General features: G+C 74.6%; 15 protein-coding genes. 9 read left to right on the top strand and 6 right to left on the bottom strand.

Annotation, left to right across the window (positions count from 1 at the left end; all coding sequences use genetic code 11):
* Positions 1-31 precede the first annotated feature (31 nt).
* The 3 genes from ACFWP2_RS07475 (at position 32) to lnt (ending at position 5,500) form a co-directional block, all read left to right on the top strand.
* Positions 32-187, top strand: coding sequence for a hypothetical protein (locus tag ACFWP2_RS07475; RefSeq protein ID WP_380449303.1), 156 nt, complete (start codon positions 32-34; stop codon positions 185-187).
* Positions 184-3,807: a cobaltochelatase subunit CobN gene (cobN, locus tag ACFWP2_RS07470; protein WP_380449302.1), complete on the top strand. Its 3,624-nt coding sequence runs from the start codon at positions 184-186 to the stop codon at positions 3,805-3,807. Before ACFWP2_RS07475 ends, cobN begins: the two co-directional genes overlap by 4 nt.
* An 88-nt stretch (positions 3,808-3,895) precedes the next feature.
* Positions 3,896-5,500 (top strand): apolipoprotein N-acyltransferase, encoded by a 1,605-nt coding sequence (lnt, locus tag ACFWP2_RS07465; protein ID WP_380449301.1) that lies wholly within the window; start codon positions 3,896-3,898, stop codon positions 5,498-5,500.
* Here the strand turns inward: lnt and ACFWP2_RS07460 are convergent.
* The 3 genes from ACFWP2_RS07460 to gdhA form a co-directional block, all read right to left on the bottom strand.
* Positions 5,476-6,240, bottom strand: a complete 765-nt coding sequence (locus ACFWP2_RS07460) for a VOC family protein (RefSeq protein WP_380449300.1) — start codon at positions 6,238-6,240, stop codon at positions 5,476-5,478. The two genes, lnt and ACFWP2_RS07460, sit on opposite strands and share 25 nt — an antisense overlap.
* Before the next feature lie 208 nt (positions 6,241-6,448).
* Positions 6,449-7,324, bottom strand: coding sequence for a GyrI-like domain-containing protein (locus ACFWP2_RS07455; RefSeq protein ID WP_380449299.1), 876 nt, complete (start codon positions 7,322-7,324; stop codon positions 6,449-6,451).
* A 181-nt stretch (positions 7,325-7,505) separates the two neighbouring features.
* Complete coding sequence (gene gdhA, locus ACFWP2_RS07450) at positions 7,506-8,906, bottom strand: NADP-specific glutamate dehydrogenase (protein WP_380449394.1); 1,401 nt, start codon at positions 8,904-8,906, stop codon at positions 7,506-7,508.
* Positions 8,907-9,234: 328 nt separating this feature from the next.
* Between gdhA and ribA the strand changes: the two genes are divergently transcribed.
* Complete coding sequence (gene ribA, locus ACFWP2_RS07445) at positions 9,235-9,864, top strand: GTP cyclohydrolase II (RefSeq protein WP_380449298.1); 630 nt, start codon at positions 9,235-9,237, stop codon at positions 9,862-9,864.
* 137 nt (positions 9,865-10,001) lie between these two features.
* Here the strand turns inward: ribA and ACFWP2_RS07440 are convergent, their stop codons facing one another.
* The 3 genes from ACFWP2_RS07440 to ACFWP2_RS07430 form a co-directional block, all read right to left on the bottom strand.
* Positions 10,002-13,100 carry a hypothetical protein gene (locus ACFWP2_RS07440; RefSeq protein WP_380449297.1) on the bottom strand — a complete coding sequence of 1,033 codons (3,099 nt, stop codon included), beginning with the start codon at positions 13,098-13,100 and terminating at the stop codon, positions 10,002-10,004.
* Positions 13,101-13,966: 866 nt separating this feature from the next.
* Positions 13,967-16,078 (bottom strand): putative bifunctional diguanylate cyclase/phosphodiesterase, encoded by a 2,112-nt coding sequence (locus ACFWP2_RS07435; protein ID WP_380449296.1) that lies wholly within the window; start codon positions 16,076-16,078, stop codon positions 13,967-13,969.
* A 166-nt stretch (positions 16,079-16,244) separates the two neighbouring features.
* Positions 16,245-17,051 (bottom strand): SAM-dependent methyltransferase, encoded by an 807-nt coding sequence (locus ACFWP2_RS07430; RefSeq protein WP_380449295.1) that lies wholly within the window; start codon positions 17,049-17,051, stop codon positions 16,245-16,247.
* Positions 17,052-17,299: 248 nt separating this feature from the next.
* Here ACFWP2_RS07430 and ACFWP2_RS07425 point away from each other — a divergent pair, with 248 nt between their 5' ends.
* The 5 genes from ACFWP2_RS07425 to egtC all read left to right on the top strand — a co-directional run bounded on the left by ACFWP2_RS07425 (position 17,300) and on the right by egtC (position 22,798).
* Entirely contained in the window at positions 17,300-17,797 is a 498-nt protein-coding gene (locus tag ACFWP2_RS07425) for an SRPBCC family protein (protein ID WP_380449294.1), read from the top strand.
* Positions 17,794-19,026, top strand: a complete 1,233-nt coding sequence (locus ACFWP2_RS07420) for an aminotransferase class I/II-fold pyridoxal phosphate-dependent enzyme (RefSeq protein WP_380449293.1) — start codon at positions 17,794-17,796, stop codon at positions 19,024-19,026. Before ACFWP2_RS07425 ends, ACFWP2_RS07420 begins: the two co-directional genes overlap by 4 nt.
* A 264-nt stretch (positions 19,027-19,290) precedes the next feature.
* Positions 19,291-20,598: an ergothioneine biosynthesis glutamate--cysteine ligase EgtA gene (egtA, locus tag ACFWP2_RS07415; protein WP_380449292.1), complete on the top strand. Its 1,308-nt coding sequence runs from the start codon at positions 19,291-19,293 to the stop codon at positions 20,596-20,598.
* 119 nt (positions 20,599-20,717) lie between these two features.
* Positions 20,718-22,049 carry an ergothioneine biosynthesis protein EgtB gene (gene egtB, locus ACFWP2_RS07410; protein ID WP_380449393.1) on the top strand — a complete coding sequence of 444 codons (1,332 nt, stop codon included), beginning with the start codon at positions 20,718-20,720 and terminating at the stop codon, positions 22,047-22,049.
* Entirely contained in the window at positions 22,049-22,798 is a 750-nt protein-coding gene (egtC, locus tag ACFWP2_RS07405) for an ergothioneine biosynthesis protein EgtC (RefSeq protein WP_380449291.1), read from the top strand. Before egtB ends, egtC begins: the two co-directional genes overlap by 1 nt.
* The last annotated feature ends 1 nt before the right edge of the window (position 22,799 follow it).

Raw genomic sequence — 22,799 nt, 5'->3', positions numbered from 1 at the left:
GCCCGGGGCGCGGACCCCGAGGAAGGCAGAAATGTTCCAGCGCTGTCGCATGCCCGCGCCCGCGTCCTCGGCCGCCACCACGGCCGTTCCGGCCGCCGCCACGACCACCCCGGTCGACCGCGCGGCCGTTCCGGCCCAGATCCCGGCCGCCCTGGCCACCCACGAGGCCGGGAGGGCCTTCGCATGATCCTGCTGCTGTCGACGTCCGACACCGACCTGCTCAGCGCCCGCGCCTCCGAGGGCCCGGTGCGCTACCGGCTCGGCAACCCGGCCCGGCTCGCCCCCGAGGACCTGCCCGCGCTGCTGGAGGGCACCGAACTCGTCGTGGTCCGCCTGCTCGGCGGGCGCCGCGCCTGGCAGGAGGGCCTGGACGCGCTGCTGGCCGGCCCCCGCCCCGTCGTCGTACTGACGGGCGAGCAGGCCCCCGACGCCCAGCTGATGGAGCTGTCCACCGTCCCGGCCGGCATCGCCGCCGAGGCGCACGCCTACCTGGCCCACGGCGGCGCGGCCAACCTGGCCGAACTGGGCGCCTTCCTCTCCGACACCGTGCTGCTGACCGGCCACGGCTTCGCCCCGCCCGCCTCCGCCCCGGCCTGGGGCCCGCTGGAGCGCGAAGCCCGTACGAACGACGGCCCGACCGTCGCGGTGCTCTACTACCGCGCCCACCACATGAGCGGCAACACCGCCTTCGTGGAGACGCTCTGCCGGGCCGTCGAGGACCAGGGCGCCCAGGCCCGGGCCTACTACTGCGCCTCACTGCGCGGCGCCGAGCCCGAGCTGCTGGCCGCGCTCGGCGAGGCCGACGCGATCGTCACCACCGTGCTCGCCGCCGGCGGCACCCGCCCCGCCGACGCCCAGGCCGGCGGGGACGAGGAGGCCTGGGACGCCGGCGCGCTGGCCGCCCTCGACCGGCCGATCCTCCAGGCGCTCTGCCTCACCTGGTCCCGCGCCCAGTGGGAGGCCAGCGACGACGGCCTGTCCCCGCTGGACACCGCCACCCAGATCGCGGTGCCGGAGTTCGACGGCCGTCTGATCACCGTCCCGTTCTCCTTCAAGGAGCTGGACGAGGACGGCCTCACCGTCTACGCCGCCGACCCGGAGCGCGCCGCCCGGGTCGCCGGAACCGCCGTCAAGCACGCCCGGCTGCGGCACATCCCGGCCGCCGAGCGCCGCCTCGCCCTGGTGCTGTCCGCGTACCCGACCAAGCACGCCCGGGTCGGCAACGCCGTCGGCCTGGACACCCCGGCCAGTGCCGTGCGGCTGCTGGAGCGGCTGCGCGCGGAGGGCATGGACCTCGGGGACAGCCTCCCCGCCTTCGACGACGGCGAGAGCGGCCACGAGGGCGACGCCCTGATCCACGCCCTGATCGCGGCCGGCGGCTACGACCAGGACTGGCTCACCGAGGACCAGCTGGCCCGCAACCCGGTGCGCATCCCCGCCGCCGACTACCGCCGCTGGTACGCCACCCTCCCGCGGGCCCTGCGCGAGCAGGTCGAGGAGCACTGGGGCCCGGCCCCCGGCGAGCTGTACGTCGACCGCTCGCAGAACCCGGACGGCGACATCGTGCTGGCCGCGATCCGCTCCGGGAACCTGCTCGTGCTGATCCAGCCGCCGCGCGGCTTCGGCGAGAACCCGGTCGCCATCTACCACGACCCCGACCTGCCGCCGAGCCACCACTACCTGGCCGCCTACCGCTGGATCGAGGCCGCCCAGGAGGACGGCGGCTTCGGCGCCCACGCGGTGATCCACCTCGGCAAGCACGGCAACCTGGAGTGGCTGCCCGGCAAGACCGCCGCGCTGTCCGCCGAGTGCGGCCCGGACGCCGTCCTCGGCGACCTGCCGCTGGTCTACCCCTTCCTGGTCAACGACCCGGGCGAGGGCACCCAGGCCAAGCGCCGCGCCCACGCCACGCTCGTCGACCACCTCGTCCCGCCGATGGCCCGCGCCGACTCCTACGGCGACATCGCGCGCCTGGAGCAGCTGCTGGACGAGCACTCCAACATCGCCGCGATGGACCCGGCCAAGCTGCCGGCGATCCGCGCCCAGATCTGGACCCTGATCCAGGCCGCCAAGCTCGACCACGACCTCGGCCTGGACGAGCGCCCCGAGGACGACGGCTTCGACGACTTCCTGCTGCACGTCGACGGCTGGCTCTGCGAGGTCAAGGACGCCCAGATCCGCGACGGTCTGCACGTCCTCGGCCAGGCCCCGGCCGGCACCGACCGGGTCAACATCGTGCTCGCCATCCTGCGCGCCCGGCAGATCTGGGGCGGCGTCAGCGCCCTGCCCGGCCTGCGCGAGGCGCTCGGCCTGGACGAGGCGGCGCTGACCCTGGGCGCCACCGACGCGGCCGAGGCCCGGGCCCGCGCCCTGGTCGAGGCGATGGAGGCCGAGGACTGGGCACCCGAGGCGGTGGAGAAGGTCACCGCCGAACTGCCGGAGGCCGTCCGGCCGGCCGTCCTCGAGGTGCTGGCCTTCGCCGCCACCCAGGTGGTGCCCCGGCTGTCCGCCACCACCGACGAGCTGGACGCCGTGCTGCACGCGCTCCAGGGCGGCTTCGTCCCGGCCGGCCCGTCCGGCTCGCCGCTGCGCGGCCTGGTCAACGTGCTGCCGACCGGCCGCAACTTCTACTCCGTCGACCCGAAGGCCGTGCCCAGCAAGCTCGCCTGGGAGACCGGCCAGGCGCTCGCCACCTCGCTGGTCGAGCGGTACACCGCCGACAACGACGGCGCCTACCCGCCCTCGGTCGGCCTCTCGCTCTGGGGCACCAGCGCGATGCGCACCGCCGGTGACGACATCGCCGAGGCCTTCGCCCTGCTCGGCGTCCGCCCGGTCTGGGACGACGCCTCGCGCCGGGTCACCGGCCTGGAGCCGATCCCGCTCGACGAGCTCGGCCGCCCGCGCATCGACGTCACGCTGCGCATCTCCGGCTTCTTCCGGGACGCCTTCCCGCACGTGGTCGCCCTGCTGGACGACGCGGTGCGCCTGGCCGCCGCCCAGGAGGAGCCCGCCGAGTCGAACTACGTGCGCGCCCACGTCCAGGCCGACCTCGCCGTGCACGGCGACGAGCGCAAGGCCACCGTCCGTGTCTTCGGCTCCCGTCCGGGCACCTACGGCGCGGGCCTGCTCCAGCTGATCGACAGCCGGGACTGGCGCACCGACGCCGACCTCGCCGAGGTCTACACGGTCTGGGGCGGCTACGCGTACGGCCGCGGGCTGGACGGGCGCCCGGCGCGCGAGGAGATGGAGACCGCGTACAAGCGGATCACCGTCGCCGCGAAGAACACCGACACCCGCGAGCACGACATCGCCGACTCGGACGACTACTTCCAGTACCACGGCGGCATGGTGGCCACCGTGCGCGCCCTCACCGGCAAGGCGCCGACCGCCTACATCGGCGACTCGACCCGCCCGGAGACGGTCCGCACCCGCACCCTGACCGAGGAGGCCGCCCGGGTCTTCCGCGCCCGGGTGGTCAACCCGCGCTGGATCGAGGCGATGCGCCGCCACGGCTACAAGGGCGCCTTCGAGATGGCCGCGACGGTGGACTACCTGTTCGGCTACGACGCCACCACGGGCGTGGTCGCGGACTGGATGTACGAGAAGCTGACCCAGGAGTACGTCCTGGACCCGGTCAACCGGGAGTTCCTCGCGGGCGCCAACCCCTGGGCGCTGCACGGGATCAGCGAGCGGCTGCTGGAGGCGGCGAGCCGCGGGCTGTGGGAGCAGCCGGACCCGCAGCTGATCGAGCAGCTGCAGGCCGCGTTCCTGGAGACCGAGGGGGAGCTGGAGGGCGGCGAGGACTGACCTCCCGCGCGGGAGCGGGGGGCGTCCTCGCCGAGGACGCCCCCCGGCGTACTGGTGGTGCGCGCCCTCCCGGCGGACAATGCGAGTCATGTCGCGTCGCTCCGCTCCCACCAGCCCGGCCCTGAGCACGACTGCCACCGGGGCACGGGAGCCGCACGCGCCGCACCGGCACCGGTACCGGGGGCGGGTGGGCGCGTTGGTGTGCGGGGCGGTGCCGGTGCTGGCGTTCCCGTCCGCCGGGCAGGCGTGGCTGGCCTGGATCGCGCTCGTGCCCGGACTGCTGCTGATGCAGCGGGCGCCGTCGGGCCGGGAGGCGGCGGTGCGCGGCTGGTGGTTCGGCGCGGGGTTCATCCTGACCGCGATGGCCTGGCTGGTCCCGTCCATCGGGCCGGGACTGCCGGTGCTCGCGGTGCTGTTCGGGGCGCTCCAGAGCGGCGTCGGCTACGCCGTGCACCGGCTGCTGCGCCCTCAGCTGTCCGCCCCTCGGGCGCTCCTGGCGCTCCTGGTCGTGCCGGCGGTCTGGGTGACCACCGAGTACGCCCGGTCCTGGCCCGCGCTCGGCGGCCCGTGGGCGCTGCTCGGCGCCACCCAGTGGCAGCACCCGGCGGTCCTCGCGCTGGCCTCGGCCGGCGGGATCTGGCTGGTCAGCGCGGCGGTGGCGGCGGTGAACACCGGGGTGCTGATCGCGCTGACCGCGGTGCACTGGCGGCCGCGCGCCGTCGCCGCCGGATCCGTCGTGCTGGTGCTCGCCTCCGGCCCGCTGCTGTTCGCGCTGCGCGAGGCGCCCGCCGGGGACGGGGCCGTGACCGTGGCACTGGTCCAGCCCGGCATCGTGGAGGACCCGCAGGCCAGGTTCGAGGCGAGCGCGCGGATCACGGCCGGACTCGTCGGGCAGCCGGTGGACCTGGTCGTGTGGGGCGAGAGCAGCACCACCGCCGACCTGGACCGCGACCCGGCCGCGCTGGACACGCTGCGCCGACTCGCCGCGACCACCGGCGCCGAGGTCGTCGCCGGGGAGGACGCGCGCAAGGCGGACGGTCGGATCTCCAAGGACGCGGTGCTGGTCTCCCCCGCCGGCGTGGTGGACCGCTACCGCAAGATCCGGCTGGTGCCGTTCGGCGAGTACATCCCGCTGCGGCCGGTGCTCGGCTGGATCGCCGGGGTCAGCCGGGCCGCGGGCGAGAACCGGGCACCCGGCACGGCCTTCCACGTCCTGCCCGCCACCGACCGGGCGGGCGCGCCGCTGCCCGTCGGGACGCTGATCTGCTTCGAGTCGGCCTTCCCCGACATGGCCCGCACCGCCGCCCGGGACGGCGCCCGGGTGCTGGTCTACCAGTCCTCGACCTCGACCTTCCAGCACACCTGGGCGCCCGAGCAGCACGTCTCGCTGGCGGCGATCCGGGCCGCCGAGACCGGCCGGCCCGCCGTGCAGGGCTCGCTGACCGGGGTCTCGGCCGCCTTCGACGCCCAGGGCCGGGAGCTCACCCGGCTCGGTACCGGCGGCACCGGCGCGCTGACCGTCCGGCTGCCGCTCACCGCGCCCGGGACGCTGACCTGGTACGACCGGATCGGCGACGTGGTGCCGCTCGGGGCGCTGCTCACCACCGCGGGGGCGGCGCTGGTGGCCGTGGCCGGGTGGCGTCGCTCACGCGTCGTCCGGCGGGCCGCTCAGCCTTCGACGCCGGCGGTGTAGACGCCGAACGCGGCGCCCTGGGGGTCGCGCAGCACGGCGATCCGCCGGCGTCCCGGCACGCCGGAGACGGGCATCAGGACGTCCCCGCCGAGCGCCACCGCCCGGCTGACCGTGTTGTCGACGTCGACGACCGCGAAGTACGGCATCCAGTGCGGCGGCACCTGGGGCGGGAAGCGGTCGTCCATCGTCAGCATGCCGCCGAAGTCCTGGCCCTCCACGCCCCATTGGGGGTAGTACTCGGAGGGGGCGACGGACCAGCCGAAGACCTTCGGGTAGTAGGCGAGCGCGCCGGACGGGTCGCGGGTGAGCAGTTCCACCCAGCCGAGCGAGCCGGGCTCGTTGAACACCCCGGCGCCCTGGAAGGCGCGGGGCTGCCAGAGGATGAGCACCGCGCCGGAGGGGTCGGCGGCCACCGAGAAGCGGCCGAAGTCGGAGACGTCGGTGGGGTCCTTCAGGATCCGGCCGCCGGACTCCTTGACCCGCACGGCGGTGGCGTCGGCGTCGGCGACCGCGATGCAGACCGTCCAGGCGATCGGCTGCTGCGGAGCGTAGCGCGGGGTGATGGCGGCGGCCGGGACGCCCCCGGCCAGCATCTGGGTGTAGTCGCCGTCCCCGGGGCGGGCCGTGTCGTCCACCTGCCAGCCGAAGAGCTCGGTGTAGAAGGCCAGGGCGGCGGGCGGGTCGGAGGTGCCAAGCTCCGTCCAGCAGGGGGCGTTGGTGGTCACGGAGGTCTGCTTCATGACGTCTGTCCTCGCAGCTTGCTCGGGAACTCCCGGGTTATCGGCGCCTCGGCCCCCGCACCTCCTGCCCCAGCATGCGGGGCGGGGCGGAGCTTGGCGGGCGGTGGTGGGCCGAATGGGGTGGGCGGACGGATGACAGCTGACAGCTGACAGATTTCGAAATCTGTCAGCTGTCAGCTGTCATCCGTTATCGGTTATCTGTCGGCTGTCAGCCGCGCACGGCCCGCGCCACCGGGATCCACAGCTCCGCCTCCGCATCGGCCGTTCCCGGGACGAAGCGGGTCTGGAGGATCTCCGGGCCCGGCCGGGCCTCGTACGGGTTGGACGGGAACCACTGGCCGGCCACGTCCCCCCACATCTCCTGCAAGGCCTGCGGGAACGGCCCCGTGTTGGTGAACACCGCCCAGGTGCCGGCCGGGACGTCGAGCACGTCCAGGTCGGCCGGGACGGCGACGCCCTCGCGCGCCACCACCGCGTGCCAGTAGTCGAGTTCGGACCCCTCCTCGCGGTTCGGCGAGAAGTCGTCGCTCACCGACAGGATCCCGGCCGGGTCGTCCCCGGACAGGGCCGCGATCCGCTCGACCGTCTCCTTGCCGAGCCCCTTGATGAACTCGGCGATCCCCGGGTTGATCCCCAGGTAGACCAGGGTGACCCGGGCCTTCTTGCCGACGATCCGGAAGTCCGTCTTCTCGACGATCCGGTATTCCATGCTGCTGCTTCCCTCCACGACGAGTCGGAAGGACATCCGGGGCTGGGAGACGAGCACCGCACCGTCGCGCCGGGCCTCACCCGGCCCGACTCCGTGCATGGCCCGGAACGCCCGGGCGAAAGCCTCCCCCGAGGAGTACCCGTACCGGACCGCGATGTCGAGCAACGTCCGCTCGCCGTCCAGGACTTCGGCCCCGGCGACGGTGAGCCGCCGGCGCCGGACGTACTCCGACAGCGGCATCCCGGCGAGCATCGAGAACAGCCGCCGGAAGTGGTACTCCGACGTCATCGCGATCCGCGCCAGCTCGGCCACCTCGACCTCGCGGTCCAGGTCCTGTTCGATCCGGTCCATCGCCCGGTTCAGGTGCTCCAGCACGCCAACCCCGTCCTTCCCTTACTGACATCCACCGTAGGAAGGACCCACCCTGCCGCACCCGACAATCGGTGCCCGCTCCGGTCGGGTCACCGATCGCCGGGTGACGGCGGACGGCAGTCGGCAGTCGGCAGTCGGCAGTCGACGGACGGCAGTCGACGGACGGCCGACGGCCGACGGAGGCTCAGATCAGGCCCTGGGCCAGCATCGCGTCCGCGACCAGCTCGAAGCCGGCGATGTTCGCGCCGACCACGTAGTTGCCCGGGTGGCCGTACCGCTCGGCGGTGGTGAAGCAGGAGTCGTGGATGTGCTTCATGATCCCGGCCAGCCGCTCCTCGGTGTGCTCGAAGGTCCAGGAGTCGCGCGAGGCGTTCTGCTGCATCTCCAGGGCGCTGGTCGCGACGCCGCCCGCGTTCGCCGCCTTGCCCGGCCCGAAGGCCACCCCGGCCTCCTGGAACACCCGCACCGCCTCCGGGGTGGTGGGCATGTTCGCGCCCTCGGCGACGGCCAGCACCCCGTTGCGCACCAGGGCCAGCGCGTCGGCCTCGGCCAACTCGTTCTGGGTGGCGCAGGGCAGGGCGACGTCACAGGGAACGCTCCACACCCCCGGGCCCTCGACGAACCGGACGTGGCCACCGCGCAGCCGGGCGTAGTCGGAGACCCGGCCCCGCCGGACCTCCTTGACCTCCTTGAGCAGGTCGAGGTCGACGCCCTTCTCGTCCACCACGTAACCGGAGGAGTCGGAGCAGGTGAGCACGGTCGCGCCGAGCTGCTGCGCCTTCTCGATCGCGTAGACCGCGACGTTGCCGGACCCGGAGACGGCCACCCGGCGCCCCTCCAGGCTCTCACCACGGCTGTGCAGCATCTCGGAGGTGAACATGACGCAGCCGTAGCCGGTGGCCTCGGTACGGACCTGCGCGCCGCCCCAGCCGAGGCCCTTCCCCGTGAGCACACCGCTCTCGTACCGGTTGGTGATCCGCTTGTACTGGCCGAAGAGGTAGCCGATCTCCCGGCCGCCGACTCCGATGTCCCCGGCCGGCACGTCGGTGTACTCGCCGAGGTGGCGGTGGAGCTCGGTCATGAAGGACTGGCAGAACCGCATGATCTCGGCGTCCGAACGGCCCTTGGGGTCGAAGTCGGACCCGCCCTTGCCGCCGCCGATCGGCAGGCCGGTGAGGGCGTTCTTGAAGATCTGTTCGAAGCCGAGGAACTTGACGATCCCGAGGTTCACCGAGGGGTGGAAGCGCAGCCCGCCCTTGTACGGCCCGAGGGCGCTGCTGAACTCCACGCGGAAGCCGCGGTTGACGTGGATGTCGCCGGAGTCGTCGGTCCACGGCACCCGGAACATCAGCTGGCGCTCGGGCTCGCAGATCCGCTCGATGATCCGGGCGTCGAGCAGCTCGGGGCGGTGGGCGAGCACCGGAGCGAGGGTCTCCAGCACCTCGTGGACGGCCTGGTGGAACTCGTCCTCGCCCCGGTTGCGGCGGACGACCTCGGCGTAGAGCGCCGCAATCGCGCGCTGCTCGGCGTCGAGGGAACCGAGGGAGGAGTCGAAGGAGGAGGACTGGGAGGTGGCGGGGGTCATCGGCATCTGGTCAGGACCCTTCCGTGGTCGTCGTTGGGGCGTGCGCGGTGTCCCGGCGGGCCTGAGGGACGTGCCCAGGAAACGGCGCAAGTCTCGCAGTGTCCACACCGCGGGTCCCGCGCCATCCACATGCTGGAAGGCCCGGCCGGAACAGCCGGGGACGATGGGGTGCCGCGCGCCTCCGGGGTCGAGCCCCGTCCCACCGACCGGTAGTTGTTCAAATTGGAACTACCTAGTACGGTCGACCTCCGATCCACCACGATCCGTCCGGGTCCGGTCGAACCCGCCCGGTTCGTCCCGGCCCACCCCGACCTCCGGAGGCCCACCCATGCCGCAGCCCGGCTCCGCCACGGTGCGCTCTCGTGTGCGCATTCCGCTGACCTTCCCCGACGGCTACCGCGCCCAGGCGGAGACCTTCACCTTCCACGGCCTCGCCGACGGCGCCGAGCACCTGGCGCTCGCGCTCGGCACGGTCCCCGAGGACGGGACCCCGCTGGTGCGACTGCACTCCGAGTGCCTGACCGGCGACGTCTTCGGTTCGGACCGCTGCGACTGCGGGCCTCAGCTGCGCGAGTCGGTGGAGCGGATCAGCGAGGCCGGCGGCTACCTGCTCTACCTGCGCCAGGAAGGCCGCGGCATCGGGCTCTACAACAAGCTGGACGCGTACGCCCTCCAGGACTCCGGTCTGGACACGTACGACGCCAACACCGCACTCGGCCTGCCCGAGGACGGCCGGGACTACACCGCGGCCGCCCAGATGCTCGCCGCACTCGGCGCCACGGGCATCGACCTGCTGAGCAACAACCCGGACAAGGCGGCGCAGCTGGCCGAGCTGGGGATCACCGTGCGGCACCGGGTGCCGACGGGTGTGCACCTGTCGGCGAGCAACGTCCGTTACCTGCGGGCGAAGGTGGAGCGGACGGGACACTCGATCGAGCTCTCCCGGCTGGTCGGCTGAGCAGCGGCGGGCGACCCGCGAGAGCGGACAACGGGGGCGGCGGACAGCGAACAGCGGACAAGCGACGGATAACAGATGACAGCTGACAGATTTCGAAATCTGTCAGCTGTCATCTGTAATCCGTCAGTCGCCACCCGTCAGCCGCGCCCCGCCCGCCCCCGGACCGTCCGCAGCCCCCCGTACGCCGCCAGCGGCAGCGCCACCAGCAGCGCGGCCCAGAAGGCCCCGTGCCCCCACAGCCCCGCGATCGACCTGAACAGTCCCTCGAACACCGGTATCCGCAGCGCCTCGACCGGACCCAGCGGCCCCGGCCAGGCCCCCAGGAACAGGGTGGCCGGAACCCAGAGCACGAGCAGCCCCCGGGCGGTGGCCGGGGTCCCGAAGGTGCTCACCAGGGACACCACCGCCAGCAGCAGGACGAACCCGGCTTGGTAGGCCGCACCGGTCTGCCCCGTCCCCCAGGAGCCGGGCGTCCGGTGCACCCCGGTGGCCGCGAGCCGGACCTCGACCGCCGCCCACAGCAGCAGCACCAGCACCGCCGTCGTCCCGAGCGCGAACCGCAGCCGGTCGCGCGTACCGGCGCCGCCCGTCCGCCACCGCCCGGACGGCGCGCTCCACATCCGTCCGCCGCTCGCGGCGGCCCCCGGCGAAGCCGCCGCGTTCCGCTCGTCCAGCTGCCGCCAGGCCTCCCGGACCTTTTCGCGGGCCTCCTGAGCGGGCTTCAGCAGCCGGTGGGAGGCCCGTTCGATCAGGACGAGCGAGACCACGACCGCCACGACCGCCGCGATGCCGGCCCAACTCCCCATCCCGCCCTCGAACACGACCACCCGGTCGGCCACCGACTGCGGCGTCTCCAGCGCCGTCATCGGCGGCCCGAGCCGCAGGTAGCCGATGGCGAGGGCCCCGGTCCCGGTCAGCAGCGCCGTGCCGATGCCCACCCGGGCGGGGAAGAAGGCGATCACGGCGGCCGCGACGAGTCCCGCGCCGAGCTGTCCGACCACCTGCCGGGCCGCGTGCTCCCCGGCGTTGCGCAGGTGACCGCCGAAGGCGCCGGCGGGCGAGATGGCGAGCTTCTCGCCCGCCTCGATCGGGTAGCGGAGCACCGCCCCCGCCCACAGCAGCAGTCCGAAGGCGAGGAGCAGCGGCAGGACCGCCCCGGCCCGGCGCGGCAGCGCGGTACGGGCGTGCGGCCACCAGGCCGCCAGGCGGCCCCGCCGGTCCACCGGCGGCCGTCGGCGCCGGTGGAGCCACGACCGGTTGAGCCCCGGCCGATCGAGCCACGACCGGCCCACCCGCCCGTCGGCTCGCCCATCCGCCCGCCCGTCCGCCCGGACCCCGGCCTCCGGCTCGGGCCGTTCGGGCCTTCCCCGGCCGCGCCGCCGCAGAGCCTCGGCCGCGACCAGGGCCGCCCGTCCGCCGGGCTGCGCGGGGTCGGCGCCCACCGCTCGGCGCCGCAGCCCGGACCAGCGGCGGCGCACCACGTCCCGGGGCGTGGCCGCCGCCGGGTCGGGCGCCGGTCTGCGGGCCACCGTCCGTCCGGCGGTGCGGGCGCCCGCGCCCACGGTCAGCGCGCCGTCCACCACCGCGGCGGCCACCACGGCCGCGAGCTCCGACACCCGCTCGGGCAGCGGCAGCCGGTGCAGGGCGGCGGGCAGCGGCGACAGCCGGCCCAGCAACCGCGCCCGCTCCTCGGGCCGGATGCTCAGCCAGACCGCCTGCCGGTGCGCCTCCTCCCGCTCCTCCGGGCTGAGTCCGTCGCCGCCGCGCCGGCCGCCGCCGACGGTGCGGGCCAGCCGGTCCACCTCGGCCAGCACCTCCGGCAGTCCGGCCAGCGCGAGCAGCCGCGAGCAGTGCTCTCCCGCGCACTCGGGGTGGAAGCAGTCGTAGCGGGCGGCCACGGCCGGTGCCCCGCCCTTGACCAGCTCGTCGATGAACTCGGCGCCGTCCGCCGCGGTGACGACGCGTTCCAGGCCGGTGGTGTCGATCGGACGGTCGCGGTAGTGCGGGACGGCGCCCGGGGCATAGGCGGCGCCCAGGGCGAGCACCGCGACCGCCGCCACGGACTCGCGCCGGGAGCCGGGCGCCCGGGCGACCTCGGAGAGGTAGTGCAGGTCGAAGACGGTGTCCTCGACCTCGTCCCGCAGCCAGTCGCGCACCCGTTCCGCTCCGCCGGTGGAGAGCCAGCGGGCCGCCGCGCCGGAGTTCTTGAGCAGCGCCTCGGTGAGCCGGACCGGGTCGGTGAACGGGTTGCCGAGGAAGGTGACCGGCCGGTGCGCCCGGGCCTGCGGCTGCGGTCGGCGGCGGATCACCTCGGGCGTGCCGCCGGCCAGCCAGCTGCGGACCTGCGGCGCGGTCCAGCGGTCCTCCGGCTTCTTGGTGAACAACCCCTGGAGCAGGAGCAGTTGGCGCGGATCACGGACGGCGGCGAGGTCCACCTCCTCGCCCATGACCAGCTCCAGCTCCAACTCCTGGTCGGCCGGGCGCTCGCCGTCCGCGCCGACGAAGCGCGGGCGGCCGACGAACAGCTCGTACAGCACGTTGCCGAGCCCCCACCAGGGCCCGGCCTGGTGGTTCTTGCCGGCCAGCTGTTCGGGGGCCATGTAGGCGACGGTGACCATCATCGCGGAGGTGAACCGGCGGCTGTCGGTGAGCCGGTCGACGCCGCCGAAGTCGGCGATCACGAACTCCCCGGACCCGCTGCCGGGGCGCACCAGGATGTTGGCGGGCTTGAAGTCCAGTGGGTTGCGCTTGATCCGCCGCTGCCAGAAGTCGAGCAGGGCGACGAGCTCGTAGACGATCTGTTCGGTGGTCCGCCGGTCCCCGTGACCGCCCTCCCGCCACAGCCCGGCGACGTGCGCGGCGAGGGTGACCGGCAGGTACTCCATGGCCACCCAGTCCACCTGGGCGCCGTGGTGCCGGACCCGGCCGAAGTCGATCAGGTGCGGGACGTGCCGGCGGAAGCCGTCGTTGCGCAGGTGGGCGAGCAGCTCGTGGTCCATCGGCTGGCCGGCGACGGCCACCTTGACGGCGGCGTCGCCGCCTCCGTCGGTGCGCCGGACGTACCAGACGGTGCCCTCGGAGCCGGCCCCGGCCCGGCCCAGCGGGATGAAGCGGCTCCGCAGCGCGTCCGGGAAGGCGCCCTCGAACGGGCCGTCGGAGTCCTGGTCGCCGTCGCCGAAACCGCCCTCGGGGCCGACCGCCCCGCCGCCCGCCGCCTCGTCCGGGCGGCCACCCATCGGCCCGCCCGGACGCCCACCCATCGGCCCGCCGGCGCCTCCGGCCGGAGTGGGACCGCCGGGCCCGATGCTGTCCTGCCAGGAGGGCGAGTCGGCTCCCGCCCCGGACCTGGGCCGGACGACCTCGGTCACCGCCTCCGAGTCGACGCCCCCCGAGACCCCCGAGACCCACGCGGCTCCCGAGACCCCCGAGACCCACGCGGCTCCCGAGACCCCCGAGGCTCCCGCGACCCCGGCGTCCCTCGAGCGTTCCGAAGGTTCCGGATGCCCCGGTCGGCCCGGCCGGACCTCCGTCGGAGCGTACGGGTCGAACCTCGGCCCGGCATCCGGCGTACGGCGGGTGGCCGCCTCCGGGTCGAACCGGGGCGCGGCGCCGGACATCCGACGCGTCGCGGCCTCCGGATCGAAGCGGGGCGCGATGGCGGGCGCCCGACGCGTCGCGGCCCGCGGGTCCACCCGGGTCGGCGGATCCACGCCGGGCGGAACCGCCCCGAGCCGGGAGGACCGGTCCGCGGCGGCCTCCGAGCCGCGCCAGCGCCCCCGCGACCACCGCTCCGCCCTGCTCCGCGGCGGATTCCCCGGCTCGGCGCCGGCGGCCGACCGGGGCCTCGGCCCGCGCCGATCGCCCTCGGCCGGGTCCGCGTCCTCCGTCGTGCCCATGCGACGTTCCCCTTTTTTCGCAGCCCGGACGGGCGCGGGGCCGTGACCATGGACGCGCCGGTTTCCGGGGTGGATCGTGACGCGCCATCATCCCGCACGGCGGGCGGGGGTGTCGGTTGCTTTCGCGGATCAGGACCGACCCATCGCAGGACCGGTACGCAAGCGCGACCCACGACGCGGAACCGGGCGCCGTTGAGGATCCGGCACTACCCGACCGGGCGCCCCGCCGGCTCCTCCACGATCCGCCGGGCGATCTCCTCGGGCCGTACCGGGCGCCCGAAGTGCCACCCCTGCGCCCAGTCGCAGCCGATGGTCCGCAGCCGTTCCGCGTCCCGGTGGGTCTCCACGCCCTCGGCGGTGACGTTCAGCCCGAGCGAGTGCGCCATCGACACCAGTCCGCTGACGATCCGCCATCCGGTGGACTCGTCCTTCCCCGGCTCGTGCAGGTCGCCGACGAAGGAGCCGGCGATCTTCAGCCCGGAGACCGGAAGGTCGCGCAGGTAGGCGAGGTTGGACCAGCCGGTGCCGAAGTCGTCCACGGCCAGCGACACCCCGAGGTCGACCAGCCCGTGCAGGGTGCGCAGCGCCTCGTCCTCGGGTCCGACCACGGTCGACTCGGTGATCTCCAGCTGTAGCCGGGCCGGGTCCAGTCCGGTGCCGTCGAGGATCCGGTCGAGGTCGGTGACCAGCGCGGCGCTGCGGGCCTGCCGGACGGCCAGGTTGACGTTGAGCTGCGGCGCGGCGTCGCCGTACCGCTTGATCCAGTCCGCGGCCTGGCCGCAGGCCTGTTCCAGCACCCAGCGGCCGAGCGGCATGATCAGCCCGGTCTCCTCGGCGGTGGTGACGAACTCGTCCGGGCCGAGCACGCCGAGCTGCGGGTGGCGCCAGCGCACCAGCGCCTCGACGGCGGCCAGCCGGCCGTCCGCGAGGCGGTAGAGCGGCTGGTAGTCGATGAAGAACTCGCCGCGGTCGAGGGCCGCGGGCATCCGCACCGACACCGCGTAGCGGCTGACCGCGCGGGCGTTCTCCTTGGGGTCGAACAGGGTCCAGCGGCCGCGGCCGGCCTCCTTGGCGCGGTACAGGGTGAGGTCGGCGGCACGGACGGCGGCGCCCGGGGTGGTGGTGGACACCCGCCGTTCCAGCACACCGACGCTGGCGCCGACGGCGAGCTTGTGGTCGCCGATCAGCACCGGCCCGGAGAGCGCCTTGAGCACGGTCTTCGCGGCGGCCACCGCCTCCTGCTCGCCCCGGCACCGCTCCAGCAGGACGACGAACTCGTCGCCGCCGAGCCGGGCCACCAGGTGGCCGAGCGGGCTGAGGGCGGCCTTCAACCGGGCGGCGACGGCGGCCAGCAGCTGATCGCCCATGTCGTGGCCGAGGCTGTCGTTGACCACCTTGAAACCGTCGAGGTCGACGTAGCAGAGGCCGAAGCGGGCGCCCGGCTCGGGCTCCTCGAACAGCTTCTCCAGCCGCTCGAAGAAGGCCGCCCGGTTGGGCAGGCCGGTCAGCGGGTCGTGGGTGGCCTGGTGGCGCAGCCGCTCCTGGAGCCGGTAGCGGTCGGTGACGTCCTCCAGCATCGCGACCTGGTACTGCGGGATGCCGTCGTCGTCGCGGATCAGCGAGACGGTCAGGTGGGTCCAGACCACCTCGCCGTCCTGGCGGTAGTACGGCTTGTCGAACTGGAAGTAGTCGCGCTTGCCGCTGATCAGCTCCTCGTACGCCTCCCACACGCCCGGGGTGTCCTCGGGGTGCACGAGGTCGTCGACCCGGCGCCCGACCATGTCCTCCGGGCCCGCGCCGAACAGCTCCTGCACGGCCTTGTTGACGGCCAGGATGTTGCCGTCGGTGTCGCCGATGGCGATGCCGATCGCGGCGCTCTCGAACAGCGCCCGGAACCGGGCCTCGGAGGCGCGCAGCGCCCGCTCGGCCTCCTTGCGGGCGGCGTCGGCGGCGGTGCGGATCGCCTCCTGCTCGACCAGCGTGCGCTCGCGCAGGGCGCCCGCCCAGCCGGCCGCGAAGGCGCCGGTCAGGGCCGGGCCGCGGTCGTCGTGGACGGGCTGCGCCTGGAGCAGCTCGACCGCCCGGGCCAGCAGCACCGGGTCGGTGAAGTGCGCGTCGACCAGTTCGGCGCCGGCCTGCGCGGCCAGCCGCGGCTCGAACGGGTCGCCCTCCTGGGCGCGGTGCAGCAGCGCGGCGGTGCGCGCGACCAGCCGGCCGAGCAGGCCGGGGTGGACGGCGATGCCGTGGTCGGCGGAGAGCAGTCGGGCCCAGTCCTCGTGGAACCGCTCCGCGTTGCCGCGCACCGGGGTGGTACTCATCTGCTGAACCTGGTTCCTCTGGTGTGCGCGCCGGTTCCGGCGGGCCCGGCGACGGCCGCTCGGCGGGTACGGCTGCCACCGCCGCGACCGCTGCCACCGCTACGACCGCTGCCGCGCGTCCCGCCGACGGGCGTACGGCCGCCGGTGCCCCGTCCGTCGCGTCCGCTCAAGGGCGGATCCCCACGCCCGCCACCCCGGCGATCCGCTCGGGGTGCTCGCCGACCGTCCCGGGCTGGTCCGGGCGCCACAGCGGCAGGTGGACCACGCCCGGCTCGACCAGCTCGAACCCGGAGAACATCGCGGTGATCTGCTCGTGGGTGCGCATGGTCAGCGGGGTCGGCGTCATCCGGTAGAGCTTCTGGTGGTCCTCGGCCTGGTCCGGGCGGCTCTCCAGGGCGGCGTGCGAGAGCACCAGCGCGCTGCCCGGCGGGAGGGCGTCACGGATCACGCCGATCAGCTTCCACGGGTCCTCCTCGTCGCTGACGAAGTGGGCGACGGCGACCAGCAGCACGGCCACCGGCTCACCGGCCGCCAGCAGCTCGGCGACCTCGGGGCGGGCCAGCAGGTCGGCCACGTCGCGCAGGTCGGCCTGGACGACGGCGCTGTCCGGGTCGCCCTCCAGCAGCAGGCGGCTGTGCGCGACGGCGACCGGGTCGCGGTCCACGTAGACGACCTTCGCCTCGGGGCGGATCTCCCGGGCGATCTCGTGCACCGCGCTGAAGGTCGGGATGCCGGAGCCGATGTCCAGGAAGCGGGTGACGCCATGCTCGGCGAGGAAGGTCACGGCGCGGCGCAGGAACGCGCGGTTGGAACGCATGATCTGGGGCAGCTCCGGCCACAGGGCGATCGCCTTGCGGGCCATCTCCCGGTCGACCTCGAAGTTGTGCGAGCCCCCGAGGTAGTAGTCGTAGACCCGCGCGGCGTTCGGTTTGTCCAGGTCCGTACCCTCCGGTACCCAGCTCGGTCGCCGCATGCCTGTGACTCCTTCACTCCGGTTCTGGGGTGGCAGCACCCTGGGGACACTGCTGTGACTGTCGAGACTACAAGCACACAAGATCCTCCCCCGCACCCCGAACGGGTGCAAGCGGAGTGCACCGTTCCCACCGGACGGACCCTTCCGGAACGCCCGCCCTCCGGGTCGGGCCGGCGCCGCGGACCAACTCGGCAACGGTCCAACGGTGTTCGCCCCTGCGGCGGGCCGGGCCCGACTAGGGTGGGGTGGTGGATCCCAACCACTACCGATTCCGGGGCGTCTGGCGGCTCGCGGCTCCGGCGCCCGCCGTGTACGCGGCGCTGGAGGACGTGCGGAGCTACCCGCTGTGGTGGCCGGAGATCCGCGAGGTCCGGGCGACCGGCGAGGACCGCGGGGACGTGGTGATCCGCGCCCTGCTGCCCTACCGGCTGGTGGTCGGCCTCGTGGCGACCCGGCGTGACCCGGTCGCCGGGGTGCTGGAGGTGATCATGCGGGGCGACCTGACCGGGTGGTCGCGGTTCACGGTGACGCCGGACGCGGCGGGCGGCGCGGGCAGCGCGGGCGGCGCGGGCAGCCGGGTGCTGTTCGAGGAGGACACCCGGCCCGGCAAACCCCTGCTGCGTCGGCTCGCCCTGCCGCTGCACCCGCTGTTCCGGGCCAACCACGCGGTGATGATGCGCCGGGGGCGGCGGGGGCTCGCCGCCTACCTGGCGAACGACGGGCGACGGGTGGAGGCGAACAGATGACGGACGACAGCTTTCAGCGAACAGATGACAGATTTCGAAATCTGTCATCTGTCTCCGGCGCCACCGACCCCGCTCCCGCCCCTGACCTCGAACCCGACTTCGACTTCGACGCCCCTTTCGACCGAGCCGGCACCGGCAGCAGCAAGTGGGCCCGCGCGGACGCCCCCGGGGTGATCCCGATGGGCCTCGCCGACATGGACCTGCCCGGCCCGCCCGCCGTCGCCGAGGCGCTGGAGCGGCGTGCCCGCCACCGCGCGTACGGCTACACGGCCTGCGACCCGGCCGGCCGCACCCTGGTGGCCGACTGGTACCGCACCCGGCACGGCGCCGTGGTGGACCCGGACTGGGTCCTGCTGCTGCCCTGCGGCCCGCGCACCGCGCTGCGCATCCTGCTGGAGACCGTACGGCCGCAGGCCCCCGTCCTCTTCCCCACCCCCGAGTGGGGCGGCTTCGCCCAGCTGTGCCGCGCGGCCGGCCTCCCGTACCGCGCGCTGCCCCTGCACCTGGGCCCGGGCGGCTACCGGCTCCCGCGCGGCCCGCTCCCCCGCCCCGCCGGAGCCGTGCTGCTGAGCAACCCGCACAATCCCTCCGGCACCGTGTGGCCCATCGGCGCGGTGCGCGGCCTCGCCGCGTGGGCGGCCGACAGCGGCGCGCTGCTGGTCTCGGACGAGGTGCACGGCGACCTCACCCACCCCGGCCGGGCCCACCCCGTCGCCGTCACGACCGCCGACCCGGCGCACCGGTCCCACGTCGTCACCCTCAACTCCGTCGGCAAGACCTTCAACTGCTCCGGCATTCCCAGCAGTTTCGCCCTCGTCCCCGACCCGGGACTGCGCACCCGGTTCGCCGAGGCGCTGGCCGGCTACGGCCTCTGGGAGGGTGGCCTGCTGGAGCAGACCGTGCAGCAGGCCGCGCTGCGCGAGGGCGGCCCGTGGCTGGACGCGCTGCTCGCCCACCTGGCCGCCGCCCGCACCCGGCTGACCGACCGGCTCGGGCCCGCCGTCCGCTCCGCCCCGCGCGCCTCCTACCTGCTCTGGCTGGACGCCGCCGCGCTCGGTCTGCCGTCCGCCGACGCCCGCCGGGCGCTACTGGAGCGCTGCGGCCTGGAGGCCTCCGACGGCGCCGACTTCGGCCCCGGCGGCGAGGGTTCGCTGCGCCTGAACTACGCCCTGCCGGGGCCGGTGCTCGGGACCGTCCTGCGGCGGCTGGAGCGGCTGGAGCGCCCGTGACCCCGGCACATGCCCGGGCCGGGCGGGGCCCGGGCGCCGCCCGCCGATTGCCCGGCAAACCCCGTCCTCACCCGTTCGCCACACCGCCAACCTGCGAAAACGAACGTTCACCCGATTTTTGCGGGGCGCCCCCGCATGCTCCGTAGCAGACTGGGCAGGGTAGACCGGGCCGCAATCGTGATCCCGAGGATGGTGAGTCCGGTGATACCGGTATCCCGCACCACTCCGCCCGACCGGCAGAGCACGCCACCACCCCCACCGGGGGTGACCCCGCTGACCGAATCGGGGGCGCGCAGCCATGTGTCGGGCGTCTGCTTCAAGATCGGACCGCCCCGCCTGGTGGGGGTGGAGGTCGAGTGGTTCGTCCATGACGATCGATGTCCCACCCGGCCGGTGCGGCCGGAACTGCTCCACGCCGCACTGGATTCGCTGCCCCTGGGCGGCCCGGACGGCACCTCACTCCCCTCCGGTTCGCGCCTCACGCTCGAACCCGGCGGACAGGTCGAGCTCAGTTCCCCGCCCGCCACCGGCCTCCTGGCCTGCGTCGAGGACACCCGACGCGATCTGACCGCCCTGCGGGCCGCCTTCGCGGCGCAGGGCCTTCGACTCACCGGCACCGGGACGGACCCCCTGGCCCGCCCCCGACGGATGGTGCTGGACCACCCGCGCTACCTGGCGATGGAGCGCTTCTTCGACTCCGCCGGGCCCTGGGGCCGGATCATGATGACCGGTACCGCGTCGGTGCAGGTGTGCCTGGACGCCGGTGACGCGGACGGTCCGCACACGGTGGAGCGCCGCTGGCGACTTTCCCACCTGCTGGGCCCGGTACTGGTCGCCGCCTTCGCCAACTCGCCGATCCTGGACGGCAGTCCGACCGGCCACCGGTCCACCCGACAGACCGTCTGGTCCCGGATGGACCCGACCCGCACGCTCTCCCCGGAGCCGGACCACGGTGATCCGCGCGAGGCGTGGGCGCAGTACGTGCTGGACGCCCAAGTGCTGTGCGTGCGAAGGCCCGAGGGCCTTCCTTGGACGGCCCCGGCCGGGCTGACCTTCCGCGACTGGATCCGCGGCGCCGGCGAACGCCCGCCCACGCTCGACGACTTGGAGTACCACCGCACCACCCTCTTCCCGCCGGTGCGCCCGCGCGGCCACCTGGAGCTGCGGATGATCGACGCCCAGCCCGGGGACGGCTGGATGGTGGTCGCCGCACTGGTCACCGCACTGCTGGAGGACCCGGTGGCCGCCGACGCCGCGCTGGCCGCGCTGGAGCCGCTGGACGCCATCGACCGGCGGGCGGGAACGGACGGTCCGCGCCCGCCGCGCAGCGAGGCCTGGCGCCGCGCCGCCACCCTGGCGATGGCCGACCCCGAGCTGCGCCGCGCCGCCCTCGCCTGCTTCGCCGCCGCCGACGCCGCACTGGGCCGCCTGCCCGGTGCCGGGCGGCTGCGCACCGCCGTCGCGGAGTTCGCCGAGCGCTACCCCGCGCGCGGCCGCTGCCCGGCCGACGACCAGCTGGACGCCCTGCGCTCCGGCACCCGACGCACTCCCCCGGAGGAGGCCGCACCATGACAGACGTCCGACCCCACGGGGGCACCGGGGCAGCCGGCACTGACCGCACCGACGCCCCGGCCGAAACCACCGGCGCCGACACCACCCGCGCCGGCACCGACGGCACCGACGGCACCGGCATGATCGGCACCAGCGGCAGCATCGGCACCGAGGCGCTGCGTGAGAGCATCGCCACCGAGCTGCTGGCCGCCCGCGCCCGCACCGCCGCGCTGACCGACTGCGTCGAGGACGGCGATCTCACCGCCCAGCACTCCCCGCTGATGTCCCCGCTGGTCTGGGACCTCGCGCACATCGGCAACCAGGAGGAGCTCTGGCTGCTGCGCAACGTCGGCGGCCGCGACCCGATGCACCCCGAGATCGATCCGCTCTACGACGCCTTCCAGCACCCTCGTGCCGAGCGCCCCAGCCTGCCGCTGCTGCCGCCCGCCGAGGCCCGCGCCTACGCCCACGAGGTGCGCGGCCGGGTGCTGGACCTGCTGGCCGCCAGCCCGCTGGAGGGCGCACCACTGCTGGAGGCCGGGTTCGCGTTCGGGATGATCGCCCAGCACGAGCAGCAGCACGACGAGACCATGCTGATCACCCACCAGCTCCGCAGGGGCGAGCCGGCCCTGGCCGCTCCCCCGCCGCCGCCCGCACCCGCCGACGCGGCCACCCTGCCCGCCGAAGTCCTCATCCCCGCAGGGCCGTTCACCATGGGCACGGACACCGAGCCGTGGGCGCTGGACAACGAGCGCCCGGCACACACCGTCGACCTGCCGGCCTTCCTGCTGGACACCACCCCGGTCACCAACGCCGCCTACCAGCGGTTCATCGCGGACGGCGGCTACGACGAGCCTCGCTGGTGGACGCCGGAGGGCTGGGAGCACCGCCGGCGCGCCGACCTGACCGCCCCGCTCTTCTGGCGCCACCAGGACGGCCAGTGGCTGCGCCGGCGCTTCGGCTCCGTCGAGCCAGTCGAACCGAACGAGCCCGTCCTGCACGTCAGTTGGTACGAGGCGGATGCCTACGCCCGATGGGCCGGACGGCGGCTGCCGACCGAGGCCGAGTGGGAGAAGGCGGCCCGGCACGACCCGGCCACCGGCCGCTCCCGCCGCTACCCCTGGGGCGACGGGCCGCCCGGCCCCGAGCACGCCAACCTCGGCCAGCGCCACCTGCGGCCGGCCGGTGCGGGGAGCTACCCGAAGGGCCAGTCCGCCTACGGTGTACGGCAGTTGATCGGCGACGTGTGGGAGTGGACGGCGAGCGACTTCCGCTCCTACCCGGGTTTCCGGGCCTGGCCGTACGAGGAGTACTCGGAGGTGTTCTTCGGCCCCGAGTACAAGGTGCTGCGCGGCGGCTGCTTCGCGGTGGCGCCGGTCGCCTGCCGGGGCACGTTCCGCAACTGGGACTACCCGGTCCGGCGGCAGATCTTCGCCGGGTTCCGCACCGCGCGCGACCTGGAGTCTGCCTGATGTGCCGTCACATCGCCTATCTGGGCGAGCCGCTGGCACCTCAGGAGCTGCTGGTGCACCCGCCGTGCGGGCTGTACCGGCAGTCCTGGGCGCCCCGGATCCAGCGGTACGGCACGGTCAACGTGGACGGCTTCGGCCTCGGCTGGTACGCGGACGGCGACGAGGTGCCCGCCCGCTACCGCCGGCGCGGGCCGATCTGGGCGGACGAGACCTTCGCCGACCTCGCCCGGGTGGTCCGCACCCGGGCGCTGCTGGCCGCCGTCCGCTCCGCCACCGAGGGCTGTGCGGCGGGCGAGGGCGCGGCCGCGCCGTTCGCCGCCGAGCGCTGGCTGTTCAGCCACAACGGCGCGGTGGCGGGCTGGCCCGGCAAACTGGACACCCTGGCGGCCCTGCTGCCCCCGGCCGAGCTGCTGGACCTGGAGGCGCGCACCGACTCGGCACTGCTGTGGGCGCTCACCCTGCACCGGCTGCGGGCCGGCGCGGGGCTCGGCGAGGCGCTGGCGGGCACCGTCGCGGACGTCTCCGCGCACACCACCGGCCGGCTCAACCTGCTGCTCTCCGACGGCACCGCTATCGCCGCGACCACCTGGGGCGACACCCTGTACCACCGCACCCTGCCGGGCCTCGGCACGGTGGTGGCCTCCGAGCCGTACGACGACGCGCCGGGCTGGACGGCCGTCCCGGACGGTTCGCTGCTGCTGGCGGACGCGCGCGGCATCACCGTGAACTCTCTCCCCGGTCGCGACTGAC

It is taken from the genome of Kitasatospora sp. NPDC058444 (assembly GCF_042721415.1).
In the GTDB taxonomy this organism is placed as follows: Bacteria; Actinomycetota; Actinomycetes; order Streptomycetales; family Streptomycetaceae; genus Kitasatospora.
This window is presented reverse-complemented; position numbering and strand designations above follow the sequence as displayed.